A 14,478-nucleotide genomic window follows, 5' to 3' on the forward strand; every position below is an offset into this window, starting at 1 on the left:
GCAATGATGTCATGTCCGTAATGACTTCATTGCTTTTTCTTTAATTATAGAGAAAGTCAGATTGAGGTGCTATCATGAATCAAGACACCATTGCGGCGATTGCCACCCCGATGGGCGAAGGAGGGATCGCGGTCATTCGCGTCAGCGGCGATGAAGCGGTACCTGTGTGCGATAAAGTTTTTACAGGGAAATCGAAGCTTGCGGATGTGCCGACGCATACGGTGAATTACGGCTATATCCGCGATCCGGAAACCGGGGCCCGGGTGGAGGAATCGCTCGTGACGGTGATGCGGGCGCCGCGGTCGTTTACGAAGGAAGACGTAGTCGAAATCAGCTGTCACGGGGGTTTCGTCTCGGTGCGGAAGGTGCTGGACCTGCTGCTGGAGCACGGAGCGCGGCTGGCCGAGCCGGGCGAGTTTACGAAGCGCGCCTTTTTAAACGGCCGAATCGACTTGTCCCAAGCGGAGGCGGTCATCGACCTGATCCGTGCCAAGTCGGACCGGGCGTTTCGCATTGCGCTCAAGCAATCGGAGGGCAGCTTATCGAAAACGATCAAGGAGCTTCGCCACCGGCTGGTCGAGCTGATGGCGCACATCGAGGTCAATATCGATTACCCCGAGCACGATGTGGAAGAAATGACGAACGCTTTTATCAAAGAGAAATGTGCGGCCGCGCTGTCGGATATCGAACGGATGCTGACCACAGCCCAGCAGGGCAAAGTTTTGCGAGAAGGCCTGGTTACGGCGATCGTCGGCCGGCCGAATGTCGGCAAGTCGTCGCTGCTCAATACGCTGGCGCAGGAGGAGCGGGCCATTGTCACCGATATTGCCGGGACGACCCGCGATGTGGTGGAGGAATACGTGCATGTAAACGGCATTCCGCTGAAGCTGCTTGATACGGCAGGGATTCGGGAAACGTCGGATTTGGTCGAGCAGATCGGTGTGGAAAAGTCGCGCCAAGCGCTGTCGGACGCGGATCTGATCCTGTTCGTATGCAATGGGGCGGAGCCGCTGCAGCCGGATGAGTACGTGCTGATCGACCAGTTGAAGGACCGTCAGGTGATCGCGATTATCAACAAGCAGGATCTTCCGCAATTGATCGAGGAAGAGGTCTTGAAGTCGGCGTTTGGCGAGGATCGGGTTGTGCGGATGTCGCTGCTTGCCCAGCAGGGCATTGTAGACTTGGAAAAAGCTATCGCTAGTATTTTTTTTAGCGGTCAGGTAGAATCAAGTGACCTGACTTATGTGAGCAATGCCCGGCATATTCATCTGCTGAAGCAGGCCAGATCGGCTCTGACGGAGGCACACGGAGCAGCAGAGGCTTTCGTGCCGATCGATATGATTCAAATCGACATTCGTAACGCTTGGGAGCATCTCGGGGAAATTATCGGGGACTCGGTAAGCGAATCGTTAATAGATCAGATTTTTTCACAATTTTGTTTGGGTAAATAACTTCTCGAAAAGGGTTAGGAGGTTGGAAGAATGACTTACACTGCAGGTCAATATGATGTCATCGTGATCGGGGCCGGTCATGCCGGTAGCGAAGCGGCTTTGGCAGCGGCCCGGATGGGCTGCGAGACGCTGCTGCTTACGATCAATCTGGATATGATCGCTTTTATGCCGTGTAACCCTTCCGTCGGCGGACCGGCGAAAGGGCACGTTGTGCGTGAAATCGATGCGCTTGGCGGTGAAATAGGCCGCAACATCGACAAAACGTATATTCAAATGCGCATGCTGAACACGGGGAAAGGACCGGCTGTGCATGCCTTGCGGGCGCAAGCCGATAAATTTTTGTACCAGCACGCGATGAAGGAAACGATTGAGAAGCAGGATCGCTTGACGCTTCGCCAAGGTATGGTGGAAGAGCTGATCGTGGAGAATGGCGTGTGCAAAGGTGTCGTTACGAAAAGCGGCGCCGTCTATATGGGGAAGACGGTCGTACTGACGACCGGCACATATTTGCGCGGCAAGATTATTATGGGCGAGCTGATGTATGAGAGCGGACCGAACAACCAGCAGCCGGCTGTCAAGCTGTCGGAAAATCTGCGTGAGCACGGTCTGGAACTGGTCCGCTTTAAGACGGGGACGCCGCCGCGGGTGCATGAGGATACGATTGATTTTAGCCAAACGTCGATTCAGCCCGGGGACGAGAAACCGAAATTTTTTTCCTACGATACGACGGAGGAAGTACCGAATCAGCTGCCTTGTTGGCTGACCTATACGTCGGAGAAAACGCATCAAATCATCAACGATAACTTGCATCGGGCTCCGATGTTTTCCGGAGCGATCGAAGGTACGGGACCGAGATATTGCCCGTCCATCGAAGATAAGATCGTGCGCTTCAGCGACAAGCCGAAGCATCAAATTTTCCTGGAGCCGGAAGGCCGCAATACGAAGGAATACTACGTCCAAGGGCTTTCTACGAGCATGCCCGAAGATGTGCAACTGCAAATTCTCCGCTCGATTCCGGGGCTGGAAAAGGTCGAAATGATGCGCACCGGATATGCTATCGAGTACGATGCCGTGATTCCGACGCAGCTAAAGCCGTCGCTTGAAACGAAGATGATCGACGGGCTGTTTACCGCCGGACAAATTAACGGCACCTCCGGCTACGAAGAGGCGGCAGGACAAGGGATTATGGCCGGAATCAATGCGGCCTGCAAAGTGCAAGGAAAGGAAGCTGTTGTTCTGGATCGTTCCGAAGCTTACATCGGAGTGATGATCGACGATTTGGTGACGAAAGGAACGAGCGAGCCTTACCGCTTGCTGACGTCGCGTGCCGAGTATCGCTTGCTGCTCCGCCACGACAATGCGGATTTGCGGTTGACCCAGCTTGGTTACGATATCGGCCTAATTTCGGAAGAACGGTATGCGCGGTATCAGGAGAAAGTACGTCTTGTCGAAGCCGAGCTCGAGCGGCTCAAAACGACGAAGACAAAACCGACACAGGAGGTTCAAGCGATGCTTGCTTTGCTCGGCAGCGCCGAACTGAACAACTCCGTCGATCTGTTGTCTTTGCTCCGCCGGCCGGAAGTGACTTACGAGCACATTCATGGCATTTCTCCGCCTCCCTACGAGCTGACGGAGGACATGAAGGAACAGGTGGAAATTCAAGTAAAATACAGCGGCTATATTGAGAAGCAGCTCGCGCAAGTGGAACGGCTTCGGAAGATGGAGAAAAAGCGGATTCCGGACGATATCATTTACGATGAAATTCACGGAATCGCCACCGAAGCGAAGCAAAAGCTGGCCAAAATCCGCCCGATCTCCATCGGTCAAGCGTCTCGTATTGGCGGGGTTACGCCTGCGGACATCTCCATTTTGCTCGTTCACTTGGAGCATTACAATAAAGTCGTTGCAGCCAGAGGTTAATATGGACGCCGTACAACAACAATTTACCGAACTGCTAAAAGAGAAGGGCATCGAACTGACGGAAGCGCAGCTTCATCAGTTCGAGCTCTATTACCAGGAGCTCGTTGAATGGAACGAGCGAATGAATTTGACGGGGATTACAGAGAGAGAACAAGTGTACGTGAAGCATTTTTATGATTCTCTCTCTGTTTCTTTTTTTATTCCGATGGAACACATTCGTTCCATTGCGGATATCGGATCAGGAGCCGGATTTCCGAGCATTCCTTTGAAGATTGTTTATCCCCATGTACACGTCACGATCGTCGATTCGCTCAACAAGCGGATACAGTTTTTAACGCATCTGGGAAATACGCTTGGGTTGACGGACGTGCAATTCATTCATGGACGTGCAGAAGATGTTGCGCGTATGCCGGAACATCGGGACCGTTACGACCTCGCCACCGCGAGAGCTGTTGCCCGGTTAGCTGTTCTGAACGAATTTTGTCTTCCCTTTGTGAAGCCTGGTGGGAGGTTTGTTGCCATGAAGGGGCAGGACGTTCAAGCAGAGCTAGAGGAAGCGGCGTTTAGCCTGAAAGAGTTAAAAGGTAAATGGAACCATACATATCGTTTTCAGCTTCCTTTGGAAGAATCGACCAGACACATTATTGACATAGAAAAGACAGCTTCAACTTCCAAAAAGTATCCCAGAAAAGCGGGAACTCCTTTGAAGTCGCCGCTAGTTTGACGGTGTTCCACGTGGAACATTTTGGAGCAGGCGGCTCCTTTTTTATGAGGAACTGAAACAAACTTCTTCAAAGACGTTTGCAGGATTTTGGGCATATTTGGAGAATTGTTTATAGAGTGGGTATTCATTATCGGTGAAAAAGATCGGGTGGTTATCGTAATGAAGGAACAAATCTCAAAATTGTTTGGTTTTGCTGAAAAAGCGTCAACTGACGAAGTGAAAAATGTTCCTGTCAATGACATCGTTCCAAGTCCCTACCAACCTCGAACGATTTTTGACGATGAGCGGATTGATGAATTGTGTCAAACGATTAAGACACATGGTGTTATTCAGCCGATTGTTGTGCGACTTCGGAATAACCGTTACGAATTAATTGCCGGAGAGCGCAGGTGGCGCGCTGTAAAAAAGCTGGGAAATGCAACGATCCCGGCGATTGTTCGCGATTTTAACGATTCGCAAGCGGCATCGATTGCTCTTATCGAGAATTTGCAGCGGGAAGGCTTAACTGCGATCGAGGAAGCGATAGCCTACCAGCAGTTGATCGATCTGCACAGCTTGACGCAGGAAAGTCTGGCGCAGCGACTCGGGAAAAGTCAATCGACGATTGCGAACAAGATCCGGCTTCTTCAGCTGAGCCAGCCGGTGAAAAATGCATTAATGGAACGGAAAATTACAGAACGGCATGCCAGGGCATTGTTGAGCTTGGATCAAGAGGAACAGCAGTTGCGTGTTCTGGAGGATATTGTAAGTAAAGAGTTAAATGTAAAGCAAACCGAAGCGAGAATCGCCTTTTTGAAGGAAGCAGCGAAGATTAAGAGCAAAACCAAGCGAGTATCATTCTCCAAGGATGTACGGCTGGCCCTGAACACGATTCGTCAATCGGTGGATATGGTGACTTCATCCGGCCTCACCATCAATACGACGGAGCAGGATCACGAAGATCACTATGAGATTGTAATTCGGATTCCAAAGCGGTAAAATAGAGAGTAGAGATTTGTTGAAGCCTCGTATGAGGCTTTTGTTTAGCTGTCAGAATACATATTCTCGCAAAAGCATCTATGAATTTCTGATAGTTGGCTGTTCGAATTTTTTGGGTTCAAAGTATGGTTATGACGGGTACAGGCATCTTTGACATGACTTCGATTTAAGCTTTTCTGGTTGAGTTTGATAGATCATTCTATCTTTACTTTTACTAGAAAAGCTTGGCTGAGGCACAAACGTATTTTCCTCGAAAAGGCTTCTATTTCGAAGCTTTTCTTACCGACCGATCATTGGGGAGGGGAATGAAGCTCTCCAATGATTCTTTTTTTTCACTACTGTCGCTATTTTGCATGTCTTCTATTCGACTCCTCGAAGTATCGAAGTTACTCTAGTTTTTATTATTTGAGGTGAACAGATTTTGGCTAAAATCATCGCCATAACCAACCAGAAGGGTGGGGTTGGCAAGACAACGACATCCGTCAACTTAGGCGCATCATTGGCATCCTTGGGAAAGAAAGTGCTTCTTGTCGATATCGATCCGCAAGGAAATACGACAAGCGGACTCGGCATTAATAAAGCAGATGTCGTTCACTGCATTTACGACGTTCTTATTAACGATGTTCATCCGAAAGAAGCTATGGTCGACACGGCGTTGGAAAATTTGAAAATCATACCTGCCACGATTCAATTAGCCGGCGCGGAAATTGAGCTTGTTCCGACCATTTCCAGGGAACTGCGCTTAAAAAAATCGCTTCATTTGGTCAAACATATGTTCGACTACGTTCTAATCGATTGTCCGCCATCCTTGGGGATCTTGACCGTCAATTCGTTAACGGCAGCCGATTCGGTAATCATTCCCATTCAATGCGAATATTATGCTCTGGAAGGTCTGAGTCAATTACTTAACACGGTTCGGTTGGTCCAAAAGCATCTCAATACGACGCTGCAAATTGAAGGCGTACTGTTAACTATGTTCGATGCGAGAACGAACCTGGGCATGCAGGTGATTGAGGAAGTGAAAAAGTATTTCCAACAAAAGGTATATCGGACGATCATACCAAGGAATATCCGATTAAGCGAGGCTCCCAGTCACGGTCAACCGATCATTACGTATGATCCGAGATCAAAAGGGGCAGAGGTATACTTGGAGTTGGCAAAGGAAGTGATCGCACCTTGAGTAGAAAAATCGGATTAGGTAAAGGACTGGATGCACTATTGCCTGCGCTGAGCATTAACGAAGACGATAAAGTAGTAGAAATTCCATTGGCGCAGCTTCGGCCGAACCCATATCAGCCTAGACGCAATTTCAACGATGAGACGATTCAGGAATTGGCCGATTCGATTAAAGAGCATGGTGTCATTCAGCCGATCATCGTCCGCAGTGTTCTTAAAGGATACGAAATTATTGCAGGTGAGCGGAGATTTCGTGCCTCTCAAGTTTGTGGAAAACCGACGATACCTGCAGTTGTAAAGAAATTCAACGATCAGCAGGTTATGGAAATCGCGTTAATCGAGAACGTCCAGCGCGAAGATTTGAATGCCTTGGAAATCGCGATAGCTTATCAAGCATTGATCGATCAATTCAAACTTACGCAGGAAGAGCTGTCCCTAAAGGTTGGAAAGAGCCGTTCGCACATTGCGAACTTCCTTCGCCTGCTGCAGCTTCCGGAAGAAGTTAAAGAATATGTTTCACGTGGAACATTATCGATGGGACACGCTAAGGCGATCGTAGGCTTGAAGGATAAAACGGTCATTAAAGCTTTAGCCGATACCGCGATAAAAGAGCAGTGGAGTGTTCGCGAGCTTGAAGAGGAAGTAAAGAAGCTGGAAGAAAAAGCGGATTCGAAAAAGATGAAGCCAAAGCCGAAGCGTAAAGACCCGTACATTAATCAATTGGAAGAAAGCTTGAGAGAAATGTACCGGACGACGGTGAAAATCAAACATAGCAATAACAAAGGGAAGATCGAGTTATTGTATTATTCAAAAGATGATTTGGATCGTCTGTTGGAGCTGCTCCAAGGAAAAACTTCCTAACGATGATGGTATAGCATACCCGGGTCACGCCTGATAACTACAGGTTAAACTAGGTATGCTATATTTGTGTAACGGATCTGAATTGACAGTAGAGGTGAGAACAAATGTCGGTCATCTACTTGGATCATGCGGCATCCTCCTGGCCGAAGCCGCCCGAAGTGTTGAAAGCAATGCATGATTGTATGGAGCAGTATGCTGCCAATCCGGGGAGAGGCAGTCATGAACTGGCTGTCAAAGCGAGCCGTGTATTATTTGAAGGACGGAAGCAACTGGCCAAGCTGTTCAATATCAAAAATCCTAACGATATCGCATATGCTCATAATACAACCTTCGCCTTGAATCTGGCTATTAAAGGGTTCGTCAAAGAGGGAGATCATATTCTTTGTACGGCCGTCGAGCACAACTCCGTAAGAAGGCCGCTGGAATATTTGAAAAGAACGAAAAATGTGCAAGTGACCTATGTGAAAACCGATGAGCAAGGAAAGCTGAGCCTGGACGATGTTCGTCGCGAAATTACTCCGGAAACAAGTTTGATTGTAAGTACGCACAGCTCCAATCTGCTAGGCAGTATTATGCCGATTGAGGAATTGGGACAATTATGCAGAGAGCATCATATTAAGCTGCTGGTCGATGCTGCGCAAACGGCCGGGACGATGGAAGTCGATGTGCAGAAGTTGGGCATTCATATGCTTGCCTTTCCGGGACACAAGGGTCTACTTGGGCCGCAAGGAACAGGGGGACTGTATATCGATCCTGAGATCGATCTAGAGCCGCTGCTGCATGGAGGTACCGGAAGTCAATCCGAAGCCGCGGAGCAGCCGAATGTTCGCCCGGACCGGTATGAAGCCGGAACGCAAAATACGGTAGGGGTTGCCGGACTTGTGGAAGGCGTGAAGTACATACGCAAGCAAACCGTAGAGCATATTCATGCGAAAGAATGGAAGCTCACCCAAAGGATCATGCACGGATTGATGGAAATTGATGGAGTGACCATTCTAGGGCCGCAAATCGGGCAAAATAAAACAGGAATTGTTGCCTTTACCATCTCCGGCGCCGATGCATCCGAAGTCGCTTTCATATTGGATCAATCGTTTCATATTGCCGTTCGCGCAGGCTTCCATTGTACGCCGCTTGCTCATGAGATGGTCGGCACATTGGAACGCGGAGCCGTAAGGGCTAGCGTCGGCTGCTTTACGACGGAACACGAAACAGATCAACTGCTCTATGCGGTTCGTGAAATTGCCAAGCATTTTAAATAGGAGAGCAGGAGGCTTTTAGCGTGGGGGATGCCGTACTGGAAATGCCTGTAGAGGTGCTGTTGTTTATTACAGCGGCCATCTCTTTGTTGTTTTTAATTTTTGTTATCGTATTGTGGGTAAAATTAAATAAGCTCCGCCGAAATTACAAAAGTATGCTGAACGGGACCGGGAGCTTGAATATCGAACAGATTTTGCTTGAGCTGCAGGAGAAAGGGAGCATTTTGCTGGAAAATGATAGCCGAAATGAACAGCAAATACAAGCAATACGCCGGGACATGTCCACGATGAAATCGCAAATCGGCGTATACCGGTACAATGCTTTCGCGGAAACGGGAAGCGATTTGAGCTTTTCCATAGCGATCTTGGACGAACAGCAGACAGGAGTCGTGTTTTCGGGCATTCACGGTCGCGATGAAACGTATGTGTATGCGAAGCCGGTCGAGCAGGGGCAGTCCCAATATGCTTTGTCCCCTGAAGAAAAGGAAGCGATTAGTCGATCCGTACCAAAGAGGTAGGAGACCATTGGCGTTTGCCGCTGAATGCTTTTTGAAACGATTTGGCAATGACCTCTGCCATGTTCATGACCAGGCTCAACCGAGTGTTTTGCAGGACAAAGTACTCCATAAATCCGCCTACGTTCACAATACCGGTAACGTGCATATGGCCGACAGGAGGCAGCTCTTTGTTAACGCCAGCACCCGGTTTGACCGGACCATCACCCACTTGGATATAGCCGACGCTGGTCAGTTGACCCAAACAGGCATCGATCGCGATGACAAAAGGGTCCATAAAATGCTGTTGAATCGTCGTCAGGGTTTCATTCAGATTCATGGCGTGAACTGGATTCTCCAATGTACCGTATAGATGTAGGCCCTCAATGCCTTGCTTTTGAAGCTGACTCCCGACCAGAGGTCCGAGCGCATCGCCTGTGGAACGGTCCGTGCCTACGCAAACGATAACGAGGGGCTGTTGGGCCGGAATCGTTCGCAAAACAGCGCTTAGCTTATCCGAAAGCAGGTCAATGCTGTTCGCTTCGGAGTGAATAATTTTTAAGGTTTCGCTGGCTTTAGGTTTGTGAACATCTCTCTGAAAGGGCAGTTTCATAGGTACGCCTCCTGTGGAAAAGGGTAAAGTGATAATCGGAAACGCCAGAAAATGGGTTGTTATTAGTATACGGTTGCTAGGAATGAAATATACGCGGGGCGGAAAAAAATAGAAAGGGGTGGGAAGGGTGCTGCTCATGGCTTTCGATTCAACACAGCAAGCTTTGAGGGCGGAAATGCTCCTCGATTATGCGGATATCGAAAACGATATGTGTCCTACCCCCAAAGAAATTACGGCTGGGTGCGCGTTATCTCTGGAGTTTCAGGAGGCTGATCTTCTGGAAGTTAAGCGCATTATCAAAGAAGAACGGGTAGATATCCACGGGCTCTATAGTAAAGAGGACGGGCATTATGTTAACTTAGAGTTGTAAGGCGGGAGATTTTTATGGATGAAATGCTGAAGAAAAACGGCTTATTCACATGGGGACAATTTCATGAAAAGTTTATCAACTATGTTTCCAACCCCGAATTGTGGACAGGACTGCTGTTCACCGTCATTAAGATCGTACTGATTTATATCGCGGCAAGGGTGATCATTAAGGTTGCGGAAAAAGCGCTGCAACATATGATGATGGCGCGGGATACAGGGCCAATCAAGTTCGATGCCAGACGTTCGAAAACGATAGGCAAACTTGTGGGAAATATTATTACTTATGTTGTTAACTTTATTATGATCTTAATGATTTTGAGTCAATTTCAAGTGAATCTCGGACCGGTCTTGGCTGGCGCTGGTGTCGTTGGATTGGCGATCGGTTTCGGCGCGCAAAGCTTGGTGAAGGACGTCATCATCGGATTTTTCATTATTTTTGAAGACCAGTTTGCGGTAGGCGACGTTATTCAAGTAGGCAATTACAAGGGAACGGTTGAAGAAATCGGCCTGCGGGTAACCCGGTTGAAGAGCTGGACAGGGGAAATGCACATCATTCCGAACGGGACGATTGTGCAAGTTACAAACTTTTCCATTAACAACTCGCTTGCCGTCATTGATGTCTCGGTATCGTATGAAACGGATATCGATTTCGCGATGAAAATTCTTGAGGATACCGTCAAAACATTTTATGATACAAGTGTGGACATGGTAAAAGAGCCTGATGTGCTCGGGGTTCATATGATGGGAGCAACGGAAATTACGCTGCGGATTACGGCGGAGTGCAAGCCTAACCAGCAGTCCGGGGTAGCAAGGAAGCTGAATGCGGAGATCAAAAAAGGCTTCGAGGCCAACGGGATTCAAATTCCTTATCCACGGATGATCACTTATCATAGAACGGAAAAGGCGGAATCGTGATGGAAAAGAAGCAGTATCAGTTGGGTGACATCGTGCAAATGAAGAAGCCGCATCCCTGCGGTACGAACGAGATGGAGATCATCCGGATGGGGATGGATATTCGCATCAAGTGTGTCGGTTGCAAGCACAGCGTGCTCGTTCCCCGTTCCAAGTTCGAGAGTAAGCTGAAAAAAGTGCTCCGTTCAGCCGCGCCGGCTGAAGATTCCGCGGCAACGGATGAGGGAGAAGCTTGATAGCTGGTAAATATTAAAAAGCACTTGCATACATGCGGGTGTGTATGCTATTATATTTCTTGTCCCTTTAATGCGGAAAGGTACCCAAGAGGCCCAAGGGGGCTGACTCGAAATCAGCTAGGCGGCGCAAGCCGTGCGTGGGTTCGAATCCCACTCTTTCCGCCATAACATAAAAAATGAAGACGACCGCAGGGTCGTTTTTTGTTATATGGGAAGTGAGAAGGGACAGCATCACATCGGCCAAGAGGCTCTAGCCACTTTATCATACATAAAAAAATCCCCGTATTCAGGACTTTATGTCACTGTTACGGGGATTTTACGTTGTCGTCATCAGGTGTATATTCAAGTAGGTCACCAGGTGTGCAGTCTAATGCTTCGCACATTAAATTAAGTACCTCAACGCTGATGGCTTTAACGTGCTTATCCTCTTCTTGCAGTTTGGCATTATTAACCCATTGACTAAGTGTATTGGGACGAATCCCTGTTTTCTTACTGAGTTGGTACATGGTCATTTGACGTTGATCCAATAAATCTGCAAGCTTGAACACGATCAATTTAACATCACGCTCCTAATAGTTAAGTCTAGCATAAACATAACGCTTGACGTTATTACCAAATAGAGTTAATATCAATTTACGTTAATAACTATGAAGGTTATTATTTCATGCATAAAACGATGGTTCCGAGTTGTACAGCAACGGCATTTTAGTAGAGGAGGGATAAGGATTATGCTCAAACGGATTAAAATGGTGATTGAGCAAGGGGAGAATGAATTTGAATTGGTTGATGCTTATTTAACTTCCCTCGAAAGAAGTCTCCCACTTCTAAATTTTGCGAAGCTTGATGAAAGTGGGAGATGAATTTCGGCAGGCGAAGCCTACAGTCTTTTTTGTTGCCATATTTTCTATGATGAGATATAATCAGTCTTAGATAAAGAAAGTCTATTATATCAATGAGATTAGACAACAATAATCATTCGGTGTTCTCTATGTATTATCATCTTGTTTTGGATGTGAAATATTGTAGAAAAGTGATGGATGATACCATATCTGACTATGCGAAAGAAATGTTTGTTGCTGATAAAAAAGAGTTTCCACAAGAGATGAAGTGAGGTGACTGGACATAGCAAACAAGGCCTATAAGTTCCGTTTGTACCCAACGGCTCAACAAGAACAACTGCTATCAAAAACCTTCGGTTGCGTTCGTTTTGTGTACAACAAAATGTTGGCTGAACGAAAGGAAACCTACGAGCAATTCAAGGATGATCCAGATGCGTTGAAGAAACAAAAGTTACCTACACCTGCAAAATACAAGAGTGAGCATCCTTGGCTAAAGGAAGTAGATAGCCTTGCGTTAGCAAACGCTCAGCTCCATCTGCAAAAGGCATACCAAAACTTCTTTTCCAGACGTGCTGAATTTCCGAAGTTCAAAAGCCGTAAAGCAAAGCAGTCCTATACAACGAACGTGGTCAATGGAAACATCATGCTCTTGGATGGTTATATCAAATTACCGAAATTGAAACTTGTAAAAATGAAGCAGCATCGAGAAATTCCGTCACATCACATCATCAAGTCTTGTACGGTTTCTCGAACAAAAACAGGAAAATACTATATTTCGATCCTCACCGAATACGAACATCAACCTGTACCAAAAGAAGTACAAGCTGTTGTTGGCTTGGATTTTTCCATGAACGGCTTATTTGTTGATAGTGAAGAGGGTAAGACAGCCAATTCCCCTCATTTCTATCGTCGAGCCTTGGAAAAATTAGCGAAGGAACAGCGTATTCTGTCACGTAGAAAGAAAGGTTCTAATCGTTGGCAAAAGCAGCGATTGAACATTGCAAAACTACACGAAAGAATTGCAAATCAAAGAAAAGACTTTCTACATAAGGAATCACACAGATTAGCGAAACTTTATGATTGTGTTTTTATCGAAGATCTCAACATGAAGGGAATGTCACAAGCCCTTAATTTCGGCAAAAGCGTTGCCGATAATGCATGGGGCATGTTCACGACATTTCTCCAATACAAGTTGGAGGAGCAAGGGAAAAGGCTTATCAAAATAGATAAGTGGTTTCCCTCATCCAAAACATGTTCATGTTGCGGTCGAGTGAAGGAGTCTCTATCTCTTTCTGAGCGTACATTCCACTGCGATTGTGGTTTTGTAGCAGATCGAGACTGGAATGCTTCGATCAATATCAAACGTGAAGGATTGCGATTGTTAGCATAATCATATATAGAGCATGGAACAGGCTCGATAGCTAAGTAAATTTCGTACCGCTGGTACGATTACCTTAGAAGCCCTCACCTCTAAGCAAAGCGTAGGTGGCGGGTAGTCCACCTCCCGATGGATCACACCGGTTCCGTATATTCATAAAGGTACCATTCACTACACGATAGCCGTCCGGACACAAAACGAACGGGTTTATGTTGAAAGTCAGGTATCCATGCAATTAGGGGATACGACCCGAGGGGAGGTAACCATTTATGATTTGCATGAAAAGCTGATCGGTATGAACGCGTACCAGCTTTTAAATTTTCATGTCATTCACCATATGGATGATCTAAAATTGATAAACGAAAACTAACGAGTAACGAGGATCTGGCACATAATAAAAAGAGGAACAAAGTAAGCAAGGTTCCTCTTTGCGTTATTTTACATGTGACTGGCGTTGGTCTTTTTCAATAATGAGTTTCATTTCTGAACGTATTTGTTCTCTGGACAAACTAGATGGAACGACCATAATTCCATTATCAGATACTTTTTTGACTCGAGTCCCTCTGGGATTCACCAAGACTGCACGATTGACTTTAGGCATGGTTATCCCTCCTTTTGACTATAGTATAACGTAATAAGGCGTTTTGCATCAACCTCAAGAATGGTCATTAGGTTAAGTCGAGGATTATAAAATTTTGCATTGTATGTACGTTCATAGTGTATGGCTAAACCGGTTTTTGGTTCAAAGCATAGATAGCCTAGACCGCCATGATCGATAACTGTTTTACTGGAAAATGCAAACATAACGCCGGTAATATTTAAAAATTGCTCTTGGGGCTTTCGATTATTAGGGGCTTTTTCGATCAGTTCTACGAAAGCAAAATCTCCATCATTTACGAAGGCAATACATCCTTGTATTTCAGTATCTCCACATACGACTAGTTTATATGTTTGTACGTCTGTTCTGTCTAAATATTCTCCACAATTAAAACCTCTCGTCCATCCTTTGGATTTCTGCATTTGGTGAAGATCAGCACGTGCGAGTCTGTGAAATTGCGCGTGGTAAATTTCTCCGTTTCGATGCTGCAGCAGCCAGGTCAAATCCCCATCACTCCTTTTATTTAAATCATTGTATCAGCGGAGCAGGAGCGAATAAAATATATGTCAATTTAGGTAATTAAATTAAAGGTTTATTGAATTAACCATGAAAAAAGGCAGCTCGTTCGGAAAATTCCGATTAGCTACCTCAGATGATTTACCCTATTAAATTT

At 46.6% G+C, this 14,478-nt stretch carries 17 protein-coding genes, 1 tRNA gene and 1 pseudogene; 15 read left to right on the forward strand and 4 right to left on the reverse strand.

The genetic code is table 11. From position 1 onward, the window contains the following. Window positions 1-74: 74 nt before the first annotated feature. The 8 genes from mnmE to NLX71_RS18045 all read left to right on the forward strand — a co-directional run bounded on the left by mnmE (window position 75) and on the right by NLX71_RS18045 (window position 8,884). Window positions 75-1,451: a tRNA uridine-5-carboxymethylaminomethyl(34) synthesis GTPase MnmE gene (gene mnmE / locus NLX71_RS18010; protein WP_254365186.1), complete on the forward strand. Its 1,377-nt coding sequence runs from the start codon at window positions 75-77 to the stop codon at window positions 1,449-1,451. 30 nt (window positions 1,452-1,481) lie between these two features. Further along, a complete protein-coding gene (gene mnmG, locus NLX71_RS18015; protein ID WP_254365187.1) occupies window positions 1,482-3,371 on the forward strand; it encodes a tRNA uridine-5-carboxymethylaminomethyl(34) synthesis enzyme MnmG in 1,890 nt (629 codons plus the stop codon). A 1-nt stretch (window position 3,372) separates the two neighbouring features. Beyond that, the gene (rsmG, locus tag NLX71_RS18020; protein WP_254365188.1) at window positions 3,373-4,095 is read left to right on the forward strand and encodes a 16S rRNA (guanine(527)-N(7))-methyltransferase RsmG; all 723 of its coding nucleotides are present in this window, start codon (window positions 3,373-3,375) and stop codon (window positions 4,093-4,095) included. 159 nt (window positions 4,096-4,254) lie between these two features. Further along, window positions 4,255-5,073 (forward strand): nucleoid occlusion protein, encoded by an 819-nt coding sequence (gene noc, locus NLX71_RS18025; protein WP_254365189.1) that lies wholly within the window; start codon window positions 4,255-4,257, stop codon window positions 5,071-5,073. A gap of 421 nt (window positions 5,074-5,494) precedes the next feature. Beyond that, window positions 5,495-6,253 carry a ParA family protein gene (locus NLX71_RS18030; protein ID WP_254365190.1) on the forward strand — a complete coding sequence of 253 codons (759 nt, stop codon included), beginning with the start codon at window positions 5,495-5,497 and terminating at the stop codon, window positions 6,251-6,253. Beyond that, window positions 6,250-7,110 (forward strand): ParB/RepB/Spo0J family partition protein, encoded by an 861-nt coding sequence (locus tag NLX71_RS18035; RefSeq protein ID WP_254365191.1) that lies wholly within the window; start codon window positions 6,250-6,252, stop codon window positions 7,108-7,110. Before NLX71_RS18030 ends, NLX71_RS18035 begins: the two co-directional genes overlap by 4 nt. A 104-nt stretch (window positions 7,111-7,214) precedes the next feature. Next, entirely contained in the window at window positions 7,215-8,369 is a 1,155-nt protein-coding gene (locus NLX71_RS18040) for an aminotransferase class V-fold PLP-dependent enzyme (RefSeq protein ID WP_254365192.1), read from the forward strand. 20 nt (window positions 8,370-8,389) lie between these two features. After that, window positions 8,390-8,884 carry a DUF4446 family protein gene (locus tag NLX71_RS18045; RefSeq protein ID WP_254365193.1) on the forward strand — a complete coding sequence of 165 codons (495 nt, stop codon included), beginning with the start codon at window positions 8,390-8,392 and terminating at the stop codon, window positions 8,882-8,884. Here NLX71_RS18045 and yyaC read toward each other — a convergent pair. Then, window positions 8,859-9,473: a spore protease YyaC gene (gene yyaC / locus NLX71_RS18050; protein WP_254365194.1), complete on the reverse strand. Its 615-nt coding sequence runs from the start codon at window positions 9,471-9,473 to the stop codon at window positions 8,859-8,861. The two genes, NLX71_RS18045 and yyaC, sit on opposite strands and share 26 nt — an antisense overlap. 127 nt (window positions 9,474-9,600) lie before the next feature. Here yyaC and NLX71_RS18055 point away from each other — a divergent pair, with 127 nt between their 5' ends. The 4 genes from NLX71_RS18055 (at window position 9,601) to NLX71_RS18070 (ending at window position 11,155) form a co-directional block, all read left to right on the forward strand. Then, complete coding sequence (locus NLX71_RS18055) at window positions 9,601-9,843, forward strand: putative Se/S carrier protein (protein ID WP_254365195.1); 243 nt, start codon at window positions 9,601-9,603, stop codon at window positions 9,841-9,843. A 14-nt stretch (window positions 9,844-9,857) separates the two neighbouring features. After that, entirely contained in the window at window positions 9,858-10,757 is a 900-nt protein-coding gene (locus tag NLX71_RS18060; RefSeq protein WP_254365196.1) for a mechanosensitive ion channel family protein, read from the forward strand. Further along, a complete protein-coding gene (locus NLX71_RS18065) occupies window positions 10,757-10,990 on the forward strand; it encodes a DUF951 domain-containing protein (protein WP_254365197.1) in 234 nt (77 codons plus the stop codon). The genes NLX71_RS18060 and NLX71_RS18065 overlap by 1 nt, the downstream gene beginning before the upstream one ends. 74 nt (window positions 10,991-11,064) lie before the next feature. Next, window positions 11,065-11,155, forward strand: a tRNA-Ser gene (locus NLX71_RS18070). A gap of 140 nt (window positions 11,156-11,295) precedes the next feature. Here the strand turns inward: NLX71_RS18070 and NLX71_RS18075 are convergent. After that, window positions 11,296-11,538 (reverse strand): helix-turn-helix domain-containing protein, encoded by a 243-nt coding sequence (locus NLX71_RS18075; protein ID WP_254365236.1) that lies wholly within the window; start codon window positions 11,536-11,538, stop codon window positions 11,296-11,298. Window positions 11,539-11,718: 180 nt separating this feature from the next. Between NLX71_RS18075 and NLX71_RS26655 the strand changes: the two genes are divergently transcribed. The 3 genes and pseudogenes from NLX71_RS26655 to NLX71_RS18085 all read left to right on the forward strand — a co-directional run bounded on the left by NLX71_RS26655 (window position 11,719) and on the right by NLX71_RS18085 (window position 13,219). After that, the gene (locus tag NLX71_RS26655; RefSeq protein WP_302058311.1) at window positions 11,719-11,850 is read left to right on the forward strand and encodes a hypothetical protein; all 132 of its coding nucleotides are present in this window, start codon (window positions 11,719-11,721) and stop codon (window positions 11,848-11,850) included. 92 nt (window positions 11,851-11,942) lie between these two features. After that, window positions 11,943-12,065 (forward strand): annotated as a pseudogene (locus NLX71_RS18080) (IS200/IS605 family transposase); the annotation flags it as partial. Window positions 12,066-12,112: 47 nt separating this feature from the next. After that, a complete protein-coding gene (locus tag NLX71_RS18085; RefSeq protein WP_375377939.1) occupies window positions 12,113-13,219 on the forward strand; it encodes an RNA-guided endonuclease TnpB family protein in 1,107 nt (368 codons plus the stop codon). Between the two features lie 421 nt (window positions 13,220-13,640). On the opposite strand, the gene NLX71_RS18090 is transcribed toward NLX71_RS18085, so the two are convergent. Together NLX71_RS18090 and NLX71_RS18095 are read right to left on the reverse strand one after the other, a co-directional pair. Further along, window positions 13,641-13,808, reverse strand: a complete 168-nt coding sequence (locus NLX71_RS18090) for a hypothetical protein (protein ID WP_254365198.1) — start codon at window positions 13,806-13,808, stop codon at window positions 13,641-13,643. Window positions 13,809-13,810: 2 nt separating this feature from the next. Next, window positions 13,811-14,308, reverse strand: a complete 498-nt coding sequence (locus NLX71_RS18095; RefSeq protein ID WP_254365199.1) for a hypothetical protein — start codon at window positions 14,306-14,308, stop codon at window positions 13,811-13,813. Window positions 14,309-14,478 lie beyond the last annotated feature (170 nt).

The organism is Paenibacillus sp. MZ04-78.2, assembly GCF_024213375.1.
Classification (GTDB): Bacteria; Bacillota; Bacilli; order Paenibacillales; family NBRC-103111; genus Paenibacillus_G.